At 68.6% G+C, this 22,507-nt stretch carries 14 protein-coding genes; 6 read left to right on the plus strand and 8 right to left on the minus strand.

Going from position 1 to position 22,507, the window contains the following annotated elements; translation table 11 throughout:
* The first annotated feature begins 156 nt into the window (after nucleotides 1-156).
* On the plus strand, nucleotides 157-5,838 hold the full coding sequence (locus IFR14_RS05740; RefSeq protein ID WP_342365650.1) for a PKD domain-containing protein: 5,682 nt from the start codon (nucleotides 157-159) through the stop codon (nucleotides 5,836-5,838).
* Between the two features lie 203 nt (nucleotides 5,839-6,041).
* Here IFR14_RS05740 and IFR14_RS05745 read toward each other — a convergent pair whose 3' ends face one another.
* Genes IFR14_RS05745 through IFR14_RS05765 form a run of 5 tightly spaced genes read right to left on the minus strand, consistent with a single transcriptional unit; the run spans nucleotide 6,042 to nucleotide 12,328 of the window.
* Nucleotides 6,042-6,968 (minus strand): glycosyltransferase family 2 protein, encoded by a 927-nt coding sequence (locus IFR14_RS05745; RefSeq protein ID WP_342365651.1) that lies wholly within the window; start codon nucleotides 6,966-6,968, stop codon nucleotides 6,042-6,044.
* Nucleotides 6,965-8,407 (minus strand): hypothetical protein, encoded by a 1,443-nt coding sequence (locus IFR14_RS20800; RefSeq protein ID WP_191940536.1) that lies wholly within the window; start codon nucleotides 8,405-8,407, stop codon nucleotides 6,965-6,967. Before IFR14_RS20800 ends, IFR14_RS05745 begins: the two co-directional genes overlap by 4 nt.
* Nucleotides 8,394-9,743, minus strand: coding sequence for an oligosaccharide flippase family protein (locus IFR14_RS05755; protein ID WP_191940537.1), 1,350 nt, complete (start codon nucleotides 9,741-9,743; stop codon nucleotides 8,394-8,396). The genes IFR14_RS20800 and IFR14_RS05755 overlap by 14 nt, the downstream gene beginning before the upstream one ends.
* Nucleotides 9,743-10,846, minus strand: coding sequence for a glycosyltransferase family 4 protein (locus IFR14_RS05760; protein ID WP_191940538.1), 1,104 nt, complete (start codon nucleotides 10,844-10,846; stop codon nucleotides 9,743-9,745). The genes IFR14_RS05755 and IFR14_RS05760 overlap by 1 nt, the downstream gene beginning before the upstream one ends.
* 39 nt (nucleotides 10,847-10,885) lie before the next feature.
* Nucleotides 10,886-12,328, minus strand: coding sequence for a polysaccharide biosynthesis tyrosine autokinase (locus tag IFR14_RS05765; protein ID WP_191940539.1), 1,443 nt, complete (start codon nucleotides 12,326-12,328; stop codon nucleotides 10,886-10,888).
* Nucleotides 12,329-12,579: 251 nt separating this feature from the next.
* On the opposite strand from IFR14_RS05765, the gene IFR14_RS05770 reads away from it, so the two are divergent.
* From IFR14_RS05770 to IFR14_RS05785, 4 genes are all read left to right on the plus strand, one after another.
* The gene (locus IFR14_RS05770) at nucleotides 12,580-13,215 is read left to right on the plus strand and encodes an arsenate reductase/protein-tyrosine-phosphatase family protein (protein WP_191940540.1); all 636 of its coding nucleotides are present in this window, start codon (nucleotides 12,580-12,582) and stop codon (nucleotides 13,213-13,215) included.
* Between the two features lie 161 nt (nucleotides 13,216-13,376).
* Nucleotides 13,377-14,528, plus strand: a complete 1,152-nt coding sequence (locus tag IFR14_RS05775; RefSeq protein WP_191940541.1) for a DUF1972 domain-containing protein — start codon at nucleotides 13,377-13,379, stop codon at nucleotides 14,526-14,528.
* A complete protein-coding gene (locus IFR14_RS05780) occupies nucleotides 14,521-15,663 on the plus strand; it encodes a Gfo/Idh/MocA family oxidoreductase (RefSeq protein WP_198425034.1) in 1,143 nt (380 codons plus the stop codon). Before IFR14_RS05775 ends, IFR14_RS05780 begins: the two co-directional genes overlap by 8 nt.
* A complete protein-coding gene (locus IFR14_RS05785) occupies nucleotides 15,648-16,565 on the plus strand; it encodes a hypothetical protein (protein WP_191940542.1) in 918 nt (305 codons plus the stop codon). Before IFR14_RS05780 ends, IFR14_RS05785 begins: the two co-directional genes overlap by 16 nt.
* Nucleotides 16,566-16,656: 91 nt before the next feature.
* On the opposite strand, the gene IFR14_RS05790 is transcribed toward IFR14_RS05785, so the two are convergent.
* From IFR14_RS05790 to IFR14_RS05800, 3 genes are all read right to left on the minus strand, one after another.
* On the minus strand, nucleotides 16,657-17,868 hold the full coding sequence (locus IFR14_RS05790) for a glycosyltransferase family 4 protein (protein WP_191940543.1): 1,212 nt from the start codon (nucleotides 17,866-17,868) through the stop codon (nucleotides 16,657-16,659).
* A complete protein-coding gene (locus IFR14_RS05795; protein WP_138946426.1) occupies nucleotides 17,865-18,659 on the minus strand; it encodes a CDP-alcohol phosphatidyltransferase family protein in 795 nt (264 codons plus the stop codon). Before IFR14_RS05795 ends, IFR14_RS05790 begins: the two co-directional genes overlap by 4 nt.
* 415 nt (nucleotides 18,660-19,074) lie before the next feature.
* Entirely contained in the window at nucleotides 19,075-20,607 is a 1,533-nt protein-coding gene (locus IFR14_RS05800) for a sugar transferase (protein ID WP_228501503.1), read from the minus strand.
* A 486-nt stretch (nucleotides 20,608-21,093) separates the two neighbouring features.
* Between IFR14_RS05800 and IFR14_RS05805 the strand changes: the two genes are divergently transcribed.
* Nucleotides 21,094-21,579, plus strand: a complete 486-nt coding sequence (locus tag IFR14_RS05805) for a MarR family winged helix-turn-helix transcriptional regulator (RefSeq protein ID WP_197977384.1) — start codon at nucleotides 21,094-21,096, stop codon at nucleotides 21,577-21,579.
* The last annotated feature ends 928 nt before the right edge of the window (nucleotides 21,580-22,507 follow it).

The following is a 22,507-nucleotide window of genomic DNA, read 5'->3' on the forward strand; positions in this document are numbered from 1 at the left end:
GGGGTGACGGTGGTGTTGCCCCTCATCCTAAGCTTCGGGTGCGGGGCACCTCTGGCCCGACCGGCGTTCGTGGATCCGAAACACGAACGAACCTCCGGACGGGCCGATCAGGTTCTCGCTACCCCGAGCCTGCCTCCGAGCGAAACCCGAGAACCCGTGTCCTTCTTCCTGCGATCCAACGATCGATCGAGCGCGAACCCGCCGCTCCAATCCGATGACGATGCCCGACGCCGGTCTCGTCGCGTCCGGCCGATCTCGCTCGCGGTGATCGGAGCGCTGTTCGCCGCGCTCTTGACGACCACCGTCGCAGCGACGCCCGCGATGGCCGACACCCAGCCACCGGTCGCGACCGACCCGACCACGGTCGCTTCGGATGCCCTTCCTGCACCGCAGATCAACGGTGTCGTCTGGAATCAGGTGATCTCCGGGAACACCGTCTTCGTCGCCGGCAACTTCACCACCGCTCGTGCCGCAGGCAACGCGCCGGGCGTTGGCGAGGTGGCGCGCACCCACCTGATGGCGTACAACCTCACGACCGGGGTGATGACCTCATTCGCACCGGTCCTGAACTCGCAGGTCAAGAACATCGCGGTCTCACCGGACGGTAAGACGCTCTACGCCGTCGGCAACTTCACGACCGTCAACGGCCAGAACCGGTACCGCGCAGCCGCGTTCGACACCGCCACAGGCAACCTCACCAACTGGGCTCCGACGCTCAACTACATCGGGTTCGCCGTCGTCGCGACCAACACGACCGTGTACGTCGGTGGCGGGTTCACGAACGCCAACGGTGTGGCCCGGGCAGGGAACGCCGCGTTCGCCGCATCCAACGGCGGTCTCCTGCCGTGGGCGCCGAGCGCCCTCGGCGGTACCGTCCGCGCCATGGTGTTGTCTCCCGACGCGTCCAAGGTCATCATCGGTGGCTCCTTCACGACCGTCAACGGCAGCAGCAATCCCGGCTACGGTCTGGCGGCTGTCGATGCGACCGCTGGGGGACTCCTCCCGTTCAACGCCAACAACGTCATCCGCAACGGCGGTGAGAAGGCGTCGATCTACTCCCTGAGCTCCGACGCCGACTCCGTCTACGGGTCCGGCTACGTCTTCGGTGGCGGCGGAAACCTCGAAGGCGCGTTCCGTGCCGGCTGGGCATCCGGCGACCTGAACTGGTTGGAGGACTGCCACGGTGACACCTATTCGGTCGCCCCGCAGGGCGACTCGATCTACATCGCCGGTCATCCGCACTACTGCGGCAACATCGGGAGCTTCCCCCAGACCGAGCCCTGGACCTTCCATCACGGCATGGCCTTCTCGAAGGAGGCGACGGGCGTGGCGACGGCTGACCCGCACGGCTACTTCAACTTCGCCGGCAACCCGACCCCGACGGCGCTCCACTGGTACCCGGACTTCACCTCCGCGAACTTCACCGGTGCCAACCAGGGACCGTGGAGTGTCGCCGCGAACAACCAGTACGTCGTCTACGGCGGTGAGTTCACCGCGGTGAACGGCAAGGCGCAGCAGGGTCTGGTCCGATTCGCGTCGAAGGCGATCGCCCCCAACGCCGATGGCCCGACCATCAAGGGAGCCAACTACAAGATCAACGCGGTTTCGCTCGCCGCAGGTACTGTGCGGGTCGCGTGGAAGACCAATCAGGACCGCGACAATGAGCAACTGACCTACGAGCTGATCCGGAACAACGCGACGGCGACGCCGATCGCCACCAAGACGGCCAAGGGCAGTTTCTGGAAGATCGGGTCGATGAACTACACGGACACCGGCCTCGCCGCCGGCTCGACCGTGAACTACCGCGTGAAAGTCTCCGACCCGTTCGGCAATTCCACGATGAGCGACAACGTCGCAGTGACCGTTTCGGCGGACGGCTCCACCTCGGCCTACAGCAACGCCGTACTCGCCTCCTCACCGACCTCCTACTGGCCGCTGGGCGAGTCGAGCGGCGCGACCGCCTACGACTGGGCCACAGGCGACGACCTGACGCTCACGAGCAACACCACGCGTGGGACGGCGGGCGCGATCATCGGGTCGAACACGACCGCGACGACGTTCGCCGGCACGAGCGACAGCGCCGCCTCGACGACGACGGCGCAGAAGGCGCCGAACACCTTCACCGCTGAGACGTGGATCAAGACCACCACGGATCGCGGTGGCAAGATCCTCGGGTTCGGTGGATCGTCGACCGGGACCTCCGGGAACTACGACCGCATGATCTTCATGAACAACGACGGGCGCCTGATGTTCGGCGTCTACCCGGGCACCGTCCGGACCGTGCAGTCGGCGAAGGCCTACAACGACGGCGAGTGGCACCACGTCGTCGCGACGCTCGGCGCCAACGGCATGCAGCTCTTCGTGGACGGTAAGAAGCTCGACAGCCGCACGGACACGACGAGCGGCCAGGACTTCACCGGCTACTGGCGGGTCGGCGGCGACAACCTCGGTGGTTGGCCGGGCTCGCGCTCGAGCGACTACTTCGCCGGGGCCATCGACGACACCGCGATCTACCCGACGGTCCTCGACCGCGACACGATCGTGAACCACTACGTCGCCTCCGGCCGCACCTCGCCGGTCGCTGCTGCTCCCACCGACGCGTACGGTGCCGCGGTGTTCAACCTCGATCCGACGTCCTACTGGCGCTTCGATGAGACGACCGGCACCACGGCGAAGGACTCCGGCCGGAACGACGGCCCCGCGACCTACTACGGTGCCGTCGCGAAGGACCAGAACGGTGCGCTCACCGGCGTCGCCGGGAACCGCTCCGCACAGTTCGGTCCCGATGGTTCAGGTGTCGCCAGCGACACCGCTTACTCCAACCCGACGAGCTACGCCCTCGAGGCGTGGTTCAACACCACGACCACGAACGGTGGCAAGATCATCGGCTTCGGCGCCAACCAGCAGGGCGGATCGGGCGGCTACGACCGACACGTCTACATGGAGAACGGCGGTCAGCTGACCTTCGGTACCTGGACGGGCCAGACCAACACGATCACGACGCCCGCCGCATACAACGACGGCACCTGGCACCACGTCGTGGCCGAGCAGTCGTCGGCGGGCATGAAGCTCTTCGTCGACGGCGTCCTCCAGGGCACCAACCCGCAGACGGGTGCGCAGGACTACACGGGCTACTGGCGCGTGGGCTCCGACACGACGTGGGGTGGGACCGCGGGCACGTTCAGCGGTCGCATCGACGAGGTGGCCGTCTACGCACAGCCACTCACGTCGGCGCAGGTCACCCAGCACCACGACCTCGGCCTCGGCATCCTGCCGAACGTCGCTCCGACCGCCGGTTTCGCCGTCACGAACACCGACCTCACCGCGCACTTCGACGCCTCGAGCTCGGTCGACACCGACGGGACCATCGCGACCTACGCCTGGGACTTCGGCGACGGCACCACCGGCACCGGGGTGACGGCCGACCACGCCTACACGGCAGCCGGCACCTACACGGTGACCCTCACCGTGACCGACAACCGCGGCGGCACGGGGACGCTGCAGCACCCGGCGACCGTCGTCGCACCGAACGTCGCCCCCACGGCGTCGTTCACCGCGACCGTGGCGAACCTCGGCGTCCAGTTCGACGCCTCGGCATCGAGCGACTCCGACGGAACGATCGCCTCGTACGCCTGGGACTTCGGCGACGGGACGACGGGCACCGGCGTGACTCCGGCCCACTCCTATGGAACGGCAGGGACGTTCACGGTGCACCTCGCCGTGACCGACAACCGCGGAACCGTCGCTGAGACGACGCAGCAGATCGTCACCACGTTGCCGGTGAACCAGTCCCCGGTGGCGGCGTTCACGCCGACGGCGACCGGACTGACGGTCAGCGTCGACGCCACGGCGTCGAGTGACCCGGACGGGACCATCGCCGGCTACGACTGGAACTTCGGCGACGGCGCGACCGGAACCGGAGCCACAGCAGTCCACCCGTACGCTGCGGGCGGCACGTACTCGGTCAGCCTCACGGTCACCGACAACGCCGGCGCGACCGCGACGCTCGTCCAGAACGTGACCGTCGTCGCACCTCCTGCTGCGACGGTGCTCGCGAAGGACACCTTCGCACGATCGGTCCCCAGCGGCTGGGGCACTGCCGACGTCGGCGGAGCCTGGGCGGTGGACGCTGCGTCCAACTTCTCGGTCTCGGCCGGGAGCGGCCTGATCTCGACTCCGATCGGTATCACGAGGACCGCGAAGCTCACGACTGCGGGCGCTACCGACAACGAGACGCAGGTCCGGTTGTCCTTCGACAAGTCCTCGACCGGAGGTGGGAACTACGCCTCGGTCATGGGTCGCGTCATTGGTGCCGACAACTACGCAGCGCGAATCTGGATCCGGAACAACCAGGGCGTCCAGCTGCAACTGATGAACGGCAACACCATCTTGAAGGCCGTGAACATCGACGGGCTGACCTACCTGCCGGGGACGCAGCTCCAGGTGCGTTTCCAGACGGTCGGCACCTCGCCGACCACGCTCAAGGCGAAAGTCTGGGCCATCGGCTCGGCTGAACCGACGGCATGGCAGCTCACGTCCACGGACGCGACCGCCGCGTTGCAGGCGCCAGGATCGGTGAGTCTCCGTTCCTACATCTCCGGGACGGCGACCGGCGGCACCGTCGTCACGCGGTTCGGCAACCTGGTCGCGCAGCCCTCGGCTGCGGCCACCCCTCCGCCCGCGAACGTGCCTCCGACGGCGTCGTTCACTCAGTCGGCCAGCTTCCTGACCGCATCGTTCGATGCCGCTGCATCGGTGGACGCTGACGGAGGCATCGTCTCCTACGTCTGGGACTTCGGGGACGGAGCCTCTGCAGCTGGTGTCACAGCGACCCACTCCTATGCCGCGGCCGGCGCATACCCGGTGAAACTGACCGTGACGGACACGAGTGGTGCATCATCGAGCTCGACCAGCACCGTGACCGTCCAGGCTCCGCCTCCGAACGTGGCACCGACCGCCGCATTCACGCCGACGGCCAACGGCCTGGCACTGACGGTCGACGGATCGGCTTCAACCGACACCGATGGGACGATCGCGAGCTACGTCTGGGACTTCGGCGACACGGCGACGGGAACCGGCGCTTCGGCGAACCACACCTATGCGGCCGCCGGCACCTACACGGTCACCTTGACCGTGACGGACAATCAGGGTGCGACTGCTACCAAGCAGCAGCAGGTGACCGTCACCGGTACGGTCGTCGTTCCACCCGCGCCGACCGTGATCGCGCAGGATGCGTTCGAACGACCGGCCGGCACCGGCTGGGGAACGGCCGAGACCGGAGGCGCATGGACGCCGACGAACAATCCGGCGGCATTCGGTTTGTCCGACGGCAAGGCGGTCGTCACCTCGCCGGTCGGACAGACCCGTGCCAACCTCCTGGGCGGCGTGAGTCAGACCAGTGCGGACGTCGGCGTCAAGCTGTCCTTCGACCAGGGACCGACCGGAGGTGGCAACTTCGCATCGGTGATCGGCCGGCAGGTCGGTTCGGCGAACTACGCCGCGCGGGTCTGGATCCGCTCGAACAGCGGTGTGCAGCTGCAGCTCATGCAGGGCGGAACGACGCTCACAGCGGTGAACATCGCTGATCTCGTCTACGTGCCCGGCCAGCAGCTCCAGGTCCGACTCCAGGTGTTCGGCACCTCGCCGACCACGATCCGCGCCAAGGTGTGGGCTGTCGGGGGAGTCGAACCGGCGAACTGGCAGCTGACGACGACCGACGCGACCGCGGCGCTCCAGACGGCGGGCTCCGTCGGCCTGAACGCCTACGTCTCCGGCACGGCGACGAACGGCCCGATCACGGTCCGCTTCGACGAGTACGTGGTCAAGCCCGTGGCTTGAGACGCGTCGTCCGGAACGGCCGTCGGCCCGTCACCCTCTCGGTGGCGGGCCGACGGCCGTTTCCCGGTGAGCGGTGGTGGGGCATCCAGCGACTGATGACGGTGGTCGGATGGGATGGGACCGACCGAGTGCCGGTGTAGCGCCAGCACGAGGGTCCGGCTCGGCGGATCGCCGCGCGATCTGGTGCTGGTGCCGAGGAGACGTCAGCGCCGACGCGCTGCGTCGCGCGAGAGGCGCAGACCATCCCGCAGCCCCGAGAAGCCGGCCCGAAGGGGGCTCGTGCTCGTCAGGAACTGTCGACGGCCACCTTGGAGCAGGATCGCCCAGGTGGCGGACAGCGCCGTGCGCCGCCAGGACCGCACGCGTTCCGGCGGAAGATGGAGGGCCGCGAACAGCAGTCGATTCCGGACGTTGTAGTAATAGTAGGTCGACGACTTCGCCCGCGACGATGCCGCATCCGACCGGTCGTGGGTGCCGCCTTCGTCGTGGATCGCGACCGCGTCGTGTACGACGACGAGCGTGCCACCGACGGCGGGGACGCGGAACGAGAGGTCGACGTCCTCCCAGTACAGGAAGTACTCGTCGCGGAAGCCGCCGAGGAGGGTCCAGAGTTCGACCGTCAGCAGGAGGCATGCTCCGGTCAGCCAAGGCGTCACGGCGGCTTCGGGATGCAGACGGCGTCGGCTGGTCGCCCAGATCGCTCCATCGTCAAGACACAGGTCGTTCCCGTCGAACCAGACACTCCCGTCCGACCGTTCGATGCGGGGGGCACACATGGCAAGGGGGTCGCGGTCGGTCTCCTCGACCAACCGATCGAGTGCGCGGCGATCCAATGTCGCATCTGGGTTCAGGAGGAGTACCCGGGAGCATGCGAGGTCGATCGCGCGCTGCACGCCGAGGTTCATGCCAGTGCCGAATCCCAGATTGGCGTCCGGGAGGAGCAACGTCCAGTGCTCTTCAGCCGCGAGCGCTTCGAGTGCGGCCCGGTTCGCTGCGGTGGAGAAGTTGTCGACGACCACGCAGACGAGCGACGGGTCCGATCGTGTCAGCGGAGCGAGGTTCGCTTGGAGGAGATGCGGCGACCCGTAGTTCACGACGATGACGCCCGTCGTTCCTGCGATCGGGCTCACCGGACGACTCCGGTCCGGGAGGAGGTCGGGTCCGGGGTGCGCCGCGCTGCGGGTGCCGGTCGGCCCCGCGATGTACTGCTCTGAGACAGGCGGTCGATACGAGGGACGAACGCCAGGCCGAAGAACAAGATCAGTGTCGGGACCGAGCTGTAGAGCGGACTGAAGAGCAGGTCCCAGCAGAGCCGGACGCCGAGGTAGATGACCACGGCGCTCGCGGACCGACGAGCGATGCCGTGTCCGAGTCCGACGATCGCGATCCACGCGATGAAGGCCGCGAATGCGAGGCCCACCAGGCCGAAACGCACCCAGAGATCGCCCGCCACAGAGTGCACCTCGAAGCCGAGTCCGAACATGAACGTCTCCACGTAGCCGTTGTTCGGGTCGTAGCCGATGCTCGCCATGCCCGCTTTCGCCACGATGATGTCGTTGAGCGACGCATAGGTGCCGCTGCCGAACCCGCTCGGTTGGTGGGCGAACAGAGCTGCCGTCGCTGCCAGCTCGGGTCGCCCGCCAAGGAGGATCGATCCGGACTGGTCGAGTTGCGCCACCGTCCGCGCCTGGGTCTCGGCACCGAGCACTCCGTCGAGGAGCAGGGCTTGTCCGACGTTGAACACCGCCGCTGCGGCGATACCGATGCCGATCACGACTCGAGTCGTCGAGGCTCGACGTGTCGTCGACGTTGGACGCATCTGCCAAGCCACGAGGCAGAAGGCGAGCAGCAGGATGGCGAAGAGGGAGCGCGAGTCGTTCGCAATGGACATCGCGCAGAGTCCGGCGACGACGAGGAGTTCGACCCAGCGACGGCGCGTGGCAAGAGCGAGCCCGAGCAGGATGATCGTCAGCGGAACCGAATACTGGAACTTCCAGACGTTCGAGTTGTAGATGGTCCCGCCTGGGCCTTCGAGGAAGGCGCGGATCAGGAGTCCGACGCCATAGAAGACGGCGATCCTGGCCGGAGTGAGCACTGTCCGAGTCCACAGGATCGCCCCGATGGACAGCACCGGGCCGAGCAGCACGATCGTCTGAGCGATGGTGATCCCCTGGCTCGTGGCGTGATCCGACGAGGCCCACTCCGTCAACCACACACCGGACGCCGAGGCGGCCAAGGCTCCGATGACGAACCAGGTGGCTCCGCGGTACTTCCGGAGCTCACCGACCCAGAGCGGGATCAGTAGGACGGCGATGGCGAACCCGATCGTGGCTCCCTGCCAGAACTGGATCCGCGCACCGAGGACAACGAGGAACACGACCGCGATCAGGGTGTGGAGCGTCGCCATGGTCGGAGACGTCGGCCGGTCGAGGACCGGGAGCGGCTCGAGCCGTTCAGCGGCCCGCGTTCCCCCGATCCGCCGGGATGCGGGCCGAGGCCGCGCCGCACGCCACCGCGGGACGGCGGTCGCCTTCGGCCCCGCGTTCGTCTTCGGGTCAGTGAGCGACATCGACGGGCTCCGCTTCCGCAGCGAGCCGGCGTCGCTTCGCGAGGTCGCGTTGGACGTACCAGAGGTTCGGGACGACCTGGCAGATGGCGACGGCGACCGCGGATCCCACGATGGGGCCCGCGGCGCCGAGGACGGGGATGAGCACCCAGGAGAGGCCGAGGTTGAGCGGCACCATGCAGAGGATGGGAAGGACCTGGAACTGGAGGCCCTTCGCGTCCGTCATGTACATGCCGACCGGGTACTTCGCCGCTTGGAGGGCGACGAACACGACGTAGGAGACGAGGATCGGCCAGCCGAGGGTGATCTCGCCGTCGGAGACGAACCCGGCGATCCACGGGGAGATGACCGCGAGGACGACCGCGAGGGCGAGCCCACCGCCGAGGAACCACAGCGTCGGGACGAGTGGCGATTCCACGCGCTTCGCTGAGCGAGCCTTCGCGTAGATCGGCCACAGCGCCAGCCCGGCCGCTCCGATCGTCTGGATGACGAGGCCGAAGAGCTGCGTCGCGAGGTTGTACTGGGCGAGTTCCGGTCCGGTCGTCAGGTGGCTGAGCAGCAACCGGTCGGTCTGCATGGCGATGGGCAACGCGATCATCTGGACGACCATCGGCCAGGCGAGGGCGAACGCGGGGACGCCCGGAGCGCTGCGGAGCTTCGGCACCTCCTTCATCGCCTGCCAGACCTGCGGCCTGATCGAGCGCGCGGCGAGCACCAGGCAGACGGCGGCGACGATCCCGCTCGCGGCGTAGGAGAGGACGGCGACGAAGGAGCCGCCGTCGAACCCGGTGACGACGAAGAGCCACACGCCGAGGAAGATCGCCGGAGCGGCGATCGCCTGCGTCGCGACTTGGGTGCTCGTCTTGCCGACCCCGATGAGGATGCGTTGACCGACGGTCATCGGCAGGACGAGTCCGAACGTCGCGAGGCACAGGAACGCCGCGACGCTGCCGCCGTCGGGTGCGAGGCCGTTGCCGAGGATCGCCGGCCACAGGTCGAGGACGGTGATGAGGATGGCGACGAGCATGATGACCGCGCCCGACACGGTGAGGATCCGGAACGCCGTCACGATCGAACGCCGCACCTGCAGGTCGCGCTTCGGGTCGTCGGATCCGGCGATGGCGTTGATGACGACGGCGGCGATGCCGAGGTCGGCGAACGGCAGCAGGGCCGGCAGGCTCGTCAGCAGGCCGTACTGGGCGTAGGCGCCGGACCCGAAGTGTTCGATGATCATCCGGCTCGTGAAGATGCCGAGGACGCCGGAGAGCCCCATCACGAAGATCTTGGCGATGGCCGTCTGGCTGACGGAGGCCCAGATGCCGCCCCTGCCGCGCGCCATCAGCGATCACCGCCGGCGTCACGGAACAGCCAGGTGTCCGCGGCAAGGCGGCCGTCACGAGCGGGAAGGTCCGCGAGCACGTCCTCCGGGGTCCGGGTGCTGGCGAGCGTCGCGAGGAGGGCCTCGGCGAGCGCCACCGCGTCGTCCCCCGGCTCGACGACCCGGTGGCCGTGCTCGTGCAGCCAGCCGGCGATGCCGGTCTCCGTGGTGGTGACCACGACGCAGCCTGCGGCGAGGCCCTCGACGATCGGCAGGCCGACCTGTTCGCGCCAGTCGGGACGCGGTTGGGACGGCAGGACGAGCGTGCGGCTCGCGGCGAGGGTGTCGAAGATCACGGAGCGAGCTGGGTCCCGGTGGAAGGTGACGGACGGGTGGCGGTCACTCAGCGCGGCCGCCGCAGGCTCGAGCTCACCGGAGCCGAGGATGACGAGAGAGGCGCGCGGTTCGCGCTGCAAGACGGTCGACCACGCTTCGACGAGCAGGGGGAAGCCCTTCCGTCCGACGAGGGCTCCGAGGAAGACGATCTGCAGAGGGTCCCGGACGACGTCGCGCCGCTCCGACATGGGCGCGGGCAGGGCTTCGATGACGGTGGACTCGAGGTCGCGTCGCGCCGGAAGGACCCGGGCGTGCAGATCGCGGGCCCCGCTCGTCCCGTAGACGATGCGGTCGAGACGACGCCACACACGACCGGCGGCCCACCGCTGTGCCCGGAGTTTGACGCGGGACCTGAGCCGGGCGGGACGAGCGGTCATCGGGTCGAGGTTCTCGATGGCGTACGTCACCACGAGTGGCCGTGTTCCCCGGAGGCGTCCTCGCAGGTCGAGGGCGATCAGGGTGCTCAGCGTGGCGATGGCGGAGGACAGCTGAAGCGGTTCGTTGACCTCGAGCGCGGTCACGCCGGAGCGGACCAGCAGCCGTGCTGCAGCCATCGGCTCGGCCTGGACGAGCTCGACGCCCGGGGCGACGCTCGGATCGAAGTCGTAGCGGCGGCGACGGTAGACGATGCTCGCAGGCGCCAGCTCACGAGCGCGCTCGAGGTGCGCGGTGCGGACGACCTCGTACAGCCTGGCGCGGGGATGGCTCAGGCGGGCGGGTGTTGGCATCGTTCCTCGGTCCCTTCGGGCGCGTCGTCGGGCAGCGGCTCAGCGGCCGGCCATGGACGGCGTGCGCGCCGAGTCGTTCGCCGCGGGGACGGCCGTTCCCGGCGCGGCGGGGCCGAGCGGGGCGGCGTCGGGAGCCGACCGGTACGAGTTGTAGCGGTAGTAGGAACTCGTCTCGTCCTGCTTGAGGCCGTTGAGGACCAGCCCGATCGTGCGGGCGTTCGCGCCGTCGAGGGTCTCGAGCGCGCGGTGGAGCTGCTGGCGGCGGGTCGACTTGTACCGGGACACGACGATCGCACCGGCGGTCATGTGCGTGAGCCAGAGCGGATCGGTGACCGGGATGATCGGCGCGGTGTCGATGATGACGAAGTCGTACGACTCCTTGGCGCGGTCCACCAGCTGGCGCATCGCGTCGGACGCGAGGAGCTGGCTCGGGTTCGGCGGCACCCCACCGGAGGCGAGGACGTCGAGGTTGCCCCGACCCCAGGGCTGCACGGCCTCCTCGAGGGTGATGTCGCCGACGAGGACACTGGTCAATCCGACCTCGCCCTCGATCTGCGTGTAGCCGGCGATGGAGGGGCGGCGGAGGTCGGCGTCGATGAGGAGGACGCGCGGTGCGCGTTCGGTCATCGCGAGGGCGAGGCCGAGCGCGACGGTGCTCTTGCCCTCGCCGGGGAGTGCCGAGGTGACGATGACGGAGGTGATCCGTTCGTCGACGTCGGCGAAGCTGAGGTTCGTCGCGAGACTCCGGAAGCCCTCGGCGATCATGCCGTTCGGGTTCCGCATCATGGCCTGCGTCGGCAGCTCACCCTTCCGCGTGCGGGCGACCGTCGTGAGGACCGGGGTGTCGGAGACCTGCTGCAGTTCTCGCAGCGAGCGGATCCTCGTGTCGAGGAGCTCCCGGCCGAAGGCGTACAGCACGCCGATGAGCAGACCGCCGAGCCCACCTCCGGCGACGAGGAGCTTCGTGTTGGGCGCGAAGGCGAAGATGGGCAGCTTGGCCGGCGCGATGATCGTGAGCTGGACGGCCGGGCGGTCCTGGTCGTCCCTCGGGGAGATGCCGTCCACCGCGGAGGACAGGGAGTTCGCAACGGCCGCTGCGATGCTCTGGGCCTGCTCGGCGCTCGTCGACACCGCGGAGATCTCGACGATCACGGTGTTGAGGGGAGCGTCGGCGCTGACCGACTCCGCGAGGTCCTGGACACTCATGTCGAGGCCGAGCTCGTTGATCACCGGCTCGAGCACGATCGGCGAGGACGCGAGGACGGCGTACGACTGCACGAGGTTCTGCACGTAGGTGGATCCCTGGACCAGCTCGGTCGTTGAGTTGCCGGCCTCGGTGGTCACGAACACGCTCGTCGTGGAACGGTACTGCGGTGCCATCGTCTGAGCGAAGACGTAGGCTCCGGTCGCGCCGACGAGTGCAAGCACCACGATGACGATCCACTGCTTGCGCAGCGTTGCGATGTAGTCGCCGAGATCCATCTGACTCCCCCTGGTTTGTTGACACCCAACACCTCAGCGTACCGACGATTTCCCGGTTTATCAGGGGAAAGACGCCCCCACTCAGGGGGGTACGGGCCGTTTGATGACCCCCAGTCCGAGGGTGTCCACCCCCGCGGATGACCCCCGTTCGACGGGGTTCAGGAGGGTCTCCTCTGGTGGCGGTCGAGGGGGTGTGGCGCTCACGCTACGATTGTCGGAATTCTTCCCCCGAGCGAAAACCGAAGGACGTCATGGCGCGGATCCTCGTAGTGTGCAGTGCCAACGTCTGTCGCTCCCCGCTCGCGGAACAGCTCCTCCAAGCCCGACTCTCGACCATTCCCGGCTTCGACCGCCTCGTCTGCTCGAGCGCCGGCATCGAGGTGAGTCGCGGGCACGAGATGTGCGCTGACGCGGCCGCGGTCCTCGGCCTGCCGTCGGAGGGACCGAAGGCGCCAGCTCATCGTGCACGCCGCGTCACCAAGTCGATGATCGGTGGTGCGGGGCTCGTGCTGACCGCGAGCCGCGCCGAGCGCTCCGCCCTCGCCAAACTCTCTCCCGAGGCCCGATCGAAGGTCTTCACGCTCCGCGAGGCGGCCGCGCTGGCGGAAGCGCCCGACCAGGCGATCGCCACCTGGCGACCCGGTGCCGGCACGACGGCCGATCAACGTCTGTCCGACCTGGCGGCCCTGCTCAACGCCCGTCGAGGTCTCGCTCCTGCTCCGAAGCCGGAGCGCACCGGGCTGTTCGCGCGATTCGGGAGCGACGTCGACCCGCTCGACATCGCCGACGGACACAACCTCGGCAAGCGGGCGCACCGGACGACCCTGCGGTCCGTCCAGCGCTCGGTCGAGCGGTTCGGCGCCGCTGTGGAAGCCCTCACGCGGTAGCGGTTCGAGGGTCATCACTACCCCTGTCTTTGGGGGTACGCAGGGGGCGATTTTCCCGTTTTCCGACGAATGTTGGGCGGTAGGCTCTTCAGCATTCCAGCCGAGACACGCTCTGTGTCCGCGCCGCCCGAACGGCGCCTGGAGCGATGAGGAGAAGCTCGATGGGGGACAACGCTGCACGGCGGCAGGGGCAGCCGACGGTTCGCATCCTCGGTACGCACGGGATCCCGGCGGCCTACGGCGGATTCGAGACGGCGGCCGAGAACATCGCCGTCTTCCTCCGGGATCAGGGGTGGCGCGTCATCGTCTACTGCCAGTCCGACGGCGACGGACCGATCGTCGAGGACGTGTGGCGCGGCATCGAACGCGTGACGATCCCCGTGGGTCCCGACGGGTGGAAGGGCACCTCGTTGTTCGACCTGAAGTCGATCCGGCACGCCTCGAGGTTCGACGACGTCTGCCTCACCTTCGGCTACAACACCGCCGTCTTCAACGTCCTGCAGCGCCTCAAGGGCATCCCGAACGTCATCAACATGGACGGCATCGAGTGGTCACGGGCGCGCTGGGGATTCATGAAGCAGGCGATCCTCTACGTGAACGAACGCATCGCCTGCTGGGTCGGGAACACGCTCATCGCGGACCACCCCGAGATCGAGACCTACCTCGCGAAGAAGGCGAAGCGGTCGAAGCTGACGACGATCACCTACGGCGCGCACCGTGTCGACTCGGCACCCGTCGCACCGCTGACGGCCCACGGGCTGACGCCGGGGGAGTACCTGACGCTGATCTGCCGCCCGATCCCCGAGAACACGATCCTGGAGCTCGTGCAGGCGTTCTCGGCCGAACGACGTGGCGTCACCCTCGCCGTCTTCGGCACCTACACCCCGGAGACGGACCCGTACCACCGCGCCGTCGTCGACGCCGCGAGCGACGAGGTCGCGTTCGTCGGGTCGGTCTACGACCCCGAGGAGCTCGCCGCCCTCCGATTCCACGCGCTCGGCTACCTCCACGGGCACACCGTGGGCGGCACGAACCCCTCGCTCGTCGAGGCGATGGCCGCCGGGAACGCCGTGATCGCCCACGACAACCCGTACAACCGATGGGTCGCCGGCGACGGCGCCCTCTACTTCACCACCGCACACGACGCCGCCGCACGGATCGGCGAGCTGCTCCAGCACCCCGCCCGCCGCGCCGCCCTGTCCTCCGCCGCGTCCGCGCGGCACGCCGAGGAGTTCACCTGGGAGCACGTCGCCGGTCAATACGAAACCGTCCTGCAGACCTACCTTGGAGGTGCACGTGTCGCACGTGTCTGAAACGAACGCCCCGGCCGCGGAAGTGCCCATCGAGACGGCCCGCGTGCGGGTCGGCGTGATCGGTCTCGGCAAGATGGGCCTCTCCCACCTCGCCATGATCAAGGCCCACCCGTGGGTGAGCGTCGACGCGGTCGTCGACTCGACCGGCTACATCCTCGACGTCCTGGGCAAGTACACCGGCCTCAGGACCTTCACCTCGGTGGACGACATGCTGGCCGAGGTCGAGCTCGACGCGGTCATCATCGCGACCCCGACGAAGTTCCACGCACCCATGGTGAAGTCGGTGCTCGAGCGCGGTCTCCACATCTTCTGCGAGAAGCCGCTCAGCCTGAGCGCGGCCGACTCCGACGAGCTCGCCGCACTGGCCGAGCGTCGCGGCGTCGTGACCCAGGTCGGGTACCACAACCGCTTCGTGGGCGCGTTCCGCGAGGTCAAGCGTCTGCTCGACCTCGGTGCCATCGGTCGCGTCACGCACATCCAGGCGGAGGCCTACGGTCCCGTCGTGTTGAAGTCGCGCGGCTCGACCTGGCGGAGCAACCGCAACGAGGGCGGCGGCTGCCTCTACGACTACGCCGCCCACCCGGTCGACCTCCTCACCTGGTACGCCGGCGAGCCGATCGGCGTCGGCGGCACCGTCCTCGGCAGCGTGTTCTCCGAGCACACCGAGGACGAGGTCTTCTCGACCCTCTTCTTCGACGCCGGGGTCAGCGCGCAGCTCTCCGTCAACTGGTCGGACGAGTCCTACCGCAAGATGACCACGCAGATCACCATCACCGGGACCGCCGGTCGCATCCACGCCGACCGGCAGGAATGCCAGGTCTACCTGCGCGACACCGCGCCCGAGATCGAAGGCTACGAGACCGGCTGGAACGTCAAGTACACCACCGAACTCACCGACGAGGTCTGGTACTACCTGCGCGGCGAGGAGTACAGCGCCCAGCTGGACCACTTCGTCACCCGGGTCGTCGAGGGTGCCGTGCTGGGGACGAACTCCTTCACCAGCGCGGCCGCCACCGACCACGTCCTCGAACTCCTCACCATCGACGCGGCGGCAGGCCCGTCCACCCGAGCCGCGACGGCCGCACCCGCTCCCGTCGCGAAGAAGAAAGGCCTCCTCCCATGGCGACGAGCGTAGAGACCCAGACCGGCGCGGCCGCGACCGCTGGCCCGAAGCTTCCCCGGCTCCTGTTCGGAGACAACCAGTTCTTCGGCGTCAACCACATGTCGGAGGAGAAGGCGCGCGCCCAGGCCATGCGCTTCCAGGACACCGGCGCGATCATGGACGTGCTCGACGTCGCGTACGACGAGGGAATCACCTCCTTCATGTGCACGACGCACGACCGGATCGCCGAGGTCGCGGAGCGGGTACGGCTCGACCCGACGCGATACGCCGACTTCACGTTCCAACCGTGCATGCCGTATGCGCACAAGTACGCGGACGCCGTCACGGAGAACGGCATGCTCGGTGCGCTCAAGCGCTTCCTGCCGGAAGAGGGCCTGATGAACGCCGCCCTGCGTGGCGGTAAGGCGTTCGCCACGAAGGACGTCGAGGGGATCATCACGCTGCTCATCGACGCCGAGATGGCGATGTTCCGCGGCGTCGAAACGCCGGTGATCTGGCTGCAGAACGTCGTCGTGGACCTCCTGCTCGGCCTCGGGTTCAAGGATGCGTTCGCCATCTTCGACCACCACGTGCGCACGAAGTACCACGCGCAGCCCGGGTTCATCACGATGAACCTGCCGCTCCTGCTCGACGCCCTGGACGAGGCGGGCCTCGAGAACCCGATCGTGTGCTCGAACATCAACAAGATCGGCTTCCGCATGTCGGGCGGTATCGAGGGGTACCAGCGGGTGCTCGAGGAGCGTCGGTTCCGTGCCGTCGCGATGTCCGTCTACGCGTCCGGCGCGATCCCGCCGCGCGAGGCGATCGAGTGGCTCTCCGAGCAGCCGAACATCGAGTCGATGGTGTTCGGGGCCTCCAGCCGGCAGAACATCCAGAGCACGCGCCGCCTGGTCGACGAGTTCTTCGGGGCCTGATCGGGCGCGGGCCCAGCTGACACGAGGAACGGCCCCTGGCATGCCAGGGGCCGTTCCTCGTGTCGTGGTCGGTGCGTCGGTGACCTCGCCGTCAGACGCGGACGCGCCGGACGGACTCGACCACCTGGATGATCTCGGATCGGTAGCGCTCCGGGGAGAACTGCTCCTGCGCCGAGCGGCGGGCCCGGTCGGCGATCCGTGCGCTCCGGTCCGGGTCGTCGAGGAGCTCGGCGACCGCTGCGGCCATGGCCTCGGCGTCACCCGCCGGCACGAGAAGACCGGTCACGCCGTCCTCGATGCTCTCCAGATGGCCGAGCGCTGCCGATGCGACGACGGGTCGCAGGGCCAGCTGGGCCTCGACTACGGCGTTGCCGAAGGGCTCCCGGAGCGAGGGGGCGACGACGAGGTGCGCGCGCTCCAGCGCCGGCCAGATCGGGGAGACGTAGCCGGAGAAGGTGACCGCGCCACGGAGGTCCGGTTGGTCGGCACGGTCCCGGAGCTGCTGCTCGAACCACTCGTACCCCTCGAACGGCGTGCCCGCGATCTCGATCCGCACGTCGCGTCCGGCACGGCGCAGGATCCCGACCGCGTCGAGCGCGATGTCGGGCCCCTTCCGCGGGGAGAGTCTGGCCACGATCGCGAGTCGATGCGGTTCGGAGCCGATCGGCGCCGGCGTGGGGTCGACGTCGGGGCCGGCGACGCCGTTGAAGACGAGCCGGACCTTCCGGGCGAGTCCGGGCGCGGCCGTGGTGGTCGCCTCGACCGCCGCACGGCTGATGACGATGAGCGCGTCGGCGAGGATCAGCGGCGAGTTCAGCGCGAACCGGACCAGCCTGCCGTCCGCGGTCTCCGCCTCGTGCACGTGGCAGACGACCGGTGTGCGCGTCAGGCGCGCGGCGAGGATCCACCACGGGAGCGTCACCGTGTTGACGTAGACCGCGGTCGGCGCGATCTCCTCGATGACCCTCCGCAGGAAGCGGACGGATCGCAGGCCTTCCATCGCGAGCGAGGCGACGCCGCCCAGGGAGGCGTTGGCCCGCCGGAGGACGGGGAAGGGGACGAACCGGACCTCCGCGCCGCGGGCGAGCAGCCTCGGGACCAGCTTGCCGTCGGCGGGGAGGGCGACGATCACCCGGTACCCGCGCCCGACGAACGCGCTGATGCTCTCGAGCATCTGCAGGTCCGACCCGTAGACGTCACCCGACGGGTTCGCGATGAGGACCGTCTGACCGGCATCGGTGGCCGAGGTGCCGGCGAGCGCGTGAGCGTCCAGGGTGGTCTCCGATGCGTCGATGGCGGTCACCGGCCGAGCGCGACGGGCTGGCCGCCGGACGCGGTCCCGACCGAGCCGAGCCGCTCCATGTCACGGAACCACTTCACCGACGCGAGCAGCAGGTGGCCGGCGTTGGCGAGGAACATGAGGGTGTAGGCGGCGAAGAACACCTGCGGGGCACCCAGGAGCACGAAGATCAGGCAGAGGAAGCCGTAGTCGGTCGGGATGACGAGCAGCGAGCGCAGGATGGTGCTGTGGCCGTTCTCCGGAGCCGGGTCGGCGCCGTAGACGCGCTTGAGCTGCTCGTTGAGGATGATCGCGAAGAACGCGACGGCCGCCACGACGCAGTAGCCGATGGGGATGAGCAACAGCGCAGGGGTCGGCAGCTCGAAGAACCGGAACGCGCTGATGAGGACGGCGAGGTGCAGGGACGAGATCTTCGTCGCATCGATGACGTGGTCGAGCCACTCACCGGACGGTGATCCGCCGCCGCGCAGTCGTGCGACCTGGCCGTCGGCCGAGTCGAAGGCGTACCCGATCGCGAGACAGAGCCACACGCCGACACCGAGACCGATGCTCGGGGGCAGGGTCGCGAGCATGATGATGCCGCTGAACGTGAAGACCGCACTGATCACGGTGACCATGTTCGGCGTGAGACCGAGCTGGTACGCCGCCGCGGCGAGGTAGCGACCCGCCTTGCGGTTGACGTAGATCGAGTACGCCGGAGCGCCTCGCGTCCGCTTCTTCTGTGCACCGGCGAGACGGGCGACGATGTCGGAGTACCGCTCGGCGACTTCGGGGTCTTCCGTGGGCTGAGTCATGGGGGCAGTTCGGGTCATGCCGGTCCTTGTGTTCTCATGTGGGCGCTGCAGGCGATCGCTGATTCGGGTGAGCGGTCGTGAGCGGTCGGGCGACGAAGGCGCGCCCGGGTTCGGGTGTTCCGCGACCGGACGGGTGCCGGAGTGCGGGAATCGTGGCGGGGCGCGCACGGTGCCGGAGGTGATGCGCCGACGGCTCGGGTAAGTCGTCGCTGCAGTGCGTCGCGGGCGGGTTCGGGTGTGCGGGTCTCGCCAGTGAGCAGCTGTGCGATCGAGCCGTTTTCGGGTGACTCGCCGTGCGACTGCGGGCGGTGATGGTGACGACTGTATCGAAGTGTTGCCCCCTCTGGAAGGGGATTTGTCCTCTTTTCGCAGGACACCCCTCGCATTGGGGGCATCACCGACAGCAGTCCTGACATCAGTACGCGCCGACCGGTTTGAGCACGACCTTGACGGTCTGCCACATGATCATCAGGTCGCCCGTGATGGACCAGTTCTCGACGTAGTAGAGGTCCAGGCGGACGCTCTCCTCCCACGTCAGGTCGGAGCGCCCGGAGACCTGCCACATGCCGGTGAGGCCCGGCTTGATGTGCAGACGCCGGTGGACGTCCTTCTCGTACTCGGCGACCTCGCTCGCCAGCGGCGGCCGGGGTCCGACGAGACTCATGTCGCCGGTGAGGATGTTCCACAGCTGCGGCAACTCGTCGAGGGAGTACTTGCGCAGGATGCGACCGACGCGGGTGACGCGCGGGTCGTTCTTCATCTTGAAGAGCACGCCGTTGCCCTCGCTCTGCGCCATGAGGGCGGGGAGGACGGCTTCGGCGTCGGTGACCATGGATCGGAACTTGAACATCGTGAAGCGCTCACCGTTCCTGCCGACGCGTTCCTGCCGGAAGAGGACCGGGCCCGGGCTGTCGAGCCTGACGGCGAGGGCGACGAGGGCCAGCAGCGGCGAGATGAGGAGGATCCCGAGGCTCGTGAGCCCGACGTCGAGTGCGCGCTTCATGATGTGGTGACCGCCCTCGAACTGCGGGATCTCCACGTGGATGAGCGGCAGCTCCTCCACCGGGCGGAAGTGGATGCGGGGCCCGGCCACGTCGGTGAGTCGGGCCGCGAGCACGAGCTCGGTCGCCGTGCCCTCGAGGTCCCACCCGAGTCGGCGGACGTAGTCGCTGCCGCCGTCGACGGGGCCGGCGATGATGACCGCGTCGGCGGTGAGGTTCGCGGCGGCCTGGGCGACGCCGTCGATGTGCGCGATGACCGGGACGGAGGTTCCCCGGCTCGAGAACGGCTCGGCCGTCTCCTGGTCGACCACGGCCGCACCGACGACGGTGTAGCTCATGCTGTGCTGCTTGGCGACCTGTTCGAGGACGTACGCGACGTCGTCACGCCGGCCGACGACGACCGTCCGTGCGGTGTACTCACCGACGCGACGACGGCTGAGCAGCCATCTGCGCCACATCCAGCGGGAAGCGAGGAGCGCGAGTGTCCCCGCGGGGAGCGCGAGGATGAAGTAGCCCCGGGCGATGTCGATCTTCAGGATCAGGAAGACGATGGCGAGGATGCCGAAGGCGAACGCGCTGGCGTTGACGACGCGCTTGTACTCGGCGACACCGGAACCGATGATGCGGCTGTCCCGGGTCCTGGTGAAGCCGAGGAAGGCGAGCCACACGAGCACGATGACGCCCGACAGCAGGATGTAGAGCTGCTGGGCCTCGGGGCCGACCGGGTCGTCGCCGAACCGCACAACGAAGGCGGCCGAGACGGCGAAGAGTGCGATGACGCTGTCGGTGAGGATGAGCCAGCGACGGTAGCGCTTCGACCACTCGCGCTGCGTCATGGACTTGACCGCGACGGTGGAGGACTCCGCGCCGAGCGCAGCAGCTCTGCGTCGGACGAGCGCGATGGGTCCCGTGATCGGGAAGGCGTTGTCGTTCACGTCGGCGCTCATGCTCGGGTCGACCCCTCGGAGCGGAACTGGGCGAACGCCGCGCTTCGGGTGCGCGGACGGATCTGTCGGGAGGACCGACGGCGGTTCGGGTACGTCGTCATTGGGTTGCTATCCACTTGTGGGGTTCGGGTGCGGTTCGGGTGCGCGATGCGCAAGGGCGGTTCGGGCCGCCCGCGGAGAACGCGACGTCGCTCGTGTGCCCACGACCGACCGGTGAAACCGGTCGAGATGAGCGTCCCCCTTGGATATCCCTCAACTGTAGGAAGCGGGGGTCATCGGCGGATCCCCCACTCCAGGGGGGTCGCCGCCCCCAATGCTGGGGGTGTGGGGGTCCTTCGACGCGCGATTCCGTCGTCATCGGCCGAGATGACGACGGACCTCGTCGGTCGCTCTCGTCGCCGCCCGGTGGGGGACAGCACCCACTGCCGACGTCACCCCGGTCGTGGGTGGCGGCTCGGCCGTAGGCTCAGCGACTACATTGGTGCCATGGATGGAGCGCGCGCGACCGATGGCGTGATCGCCGACGCCGCCCGCGATCCCATGGCCGATTGGCCCACCGGACGCCTCCTGTCCACGGCGTCACGACTGATCGAGCACACCTGGCAGCAGGCCCTGGACGGCATCGGGGTGACCCACGCCGGTCTCATCGTGCTGCACCTGCTCGACAGCGGCCCCGCCAGTCAGAAGGAGCTCGCCCGACGAGCCCGCGTGCAGAACCAGACGATGTCACGCACGCTCGACCGACTGGAGCGGGCCGGCCACATCGAGCGCATCGCCGCGGCCGACGACCGTCGTCGTCACGTGGTGAGCCGGACACCAGCGGGTGACGAGGCCTGGCTGGCGGCACACCGGCTCGAGGCCGACGTCTTCCCGGAGCTGCCCGACGAGTCGGCGTTGCGGTCGCAGCTGCTCGCGATCATCCGTTCGGGCGAGTCCGCCCGCTGGTCGCCCGAGGACGTCGAACCCGCCTGACCTGCCTGCCGGGCCGCCCTTCCCCGCTCGCTGAGCGTGCCCACCCGGGGCTGTCCTTCGACGGGCTCAGGGACCGTTCCAGGTCCGGGTGCACCTCTCCCGGTCGCTGAGCTTGTCGAAGCGCCCACGGGGAACCTCCGTGATGCGAGGGCGTCCGGCCGGGGCTGCCCTTCGACAGGCTCAGGGACCGTTCCAGGTCCGGGTACACCTCTCCCGGTCACTGAGCTTGTCGAAGCGCCCACGGGGAACCTCCGTGATGCGAGGGTGTCCGGCCGGGGCGGCTCTTCGACAGGCTCAGGGACCGTTCCAGGTCCGGGTGCACCTCTCCCGGTCGCTGAGCTTGTCGAAGCGCCCACGGGGAACCTCCGTGATGCGAGGGTGTCCGGCCGGGGCTGCCCTTCGACAGGCTCAGGGACCGTTCCAGGTCCGGGTACACCTCTCCCGGTCACTGAGCTTGTCGAAGCGCCCACGGGGAACCTCCGTGATGCGAGGGTGTCCGGCCGGGGCGGCTCTTCGACAGGCTCAGGGACCGTTCCAGGTCCGGGTGCACCTCTCCCGGTCGCTGAGCTTGTCGAAGCGCCCACGGGGAACCTCCGTGATGCGAGGGTGTCCGGCCGGGGCTGCCCTTCGACAGGCTCAGGGACCGTTCCAGGTCCGGGTACACCTCTCCCGGTCACTGAGCTTGTCGAAGCGCCCACGGGGAACCTCCGTGATGCGAGGGTGTCCGGCCGGGGCGGCTCTTCGACAGGCTCAGGGACCGTTCCAGGTCCGGGTGCACCTCTCCCGGTCGCTGAGCTTGTCGAAGCGCCCACGGGGAACCTCCGTGATGCGAGGGTGTCCGGCCGGGGCTGCCCTTCGACAGGCTCAGGGACCGTTCCAGGTCCGGGTGCACCTCTCCCGGTCGCTGAGCTTGTCGAAGCGCCCACGG

The organism is Plantibacter sp. CFBP 8775 (assembly GCF_014839505.1).
In the GTDB taxonomy this organism is placed as follows: Bacteria; Actinomycetota; Actinomycetes; order Actinomycetales; family Microbacteriaceae; genus Plantibacter; species Plantibacter auratus.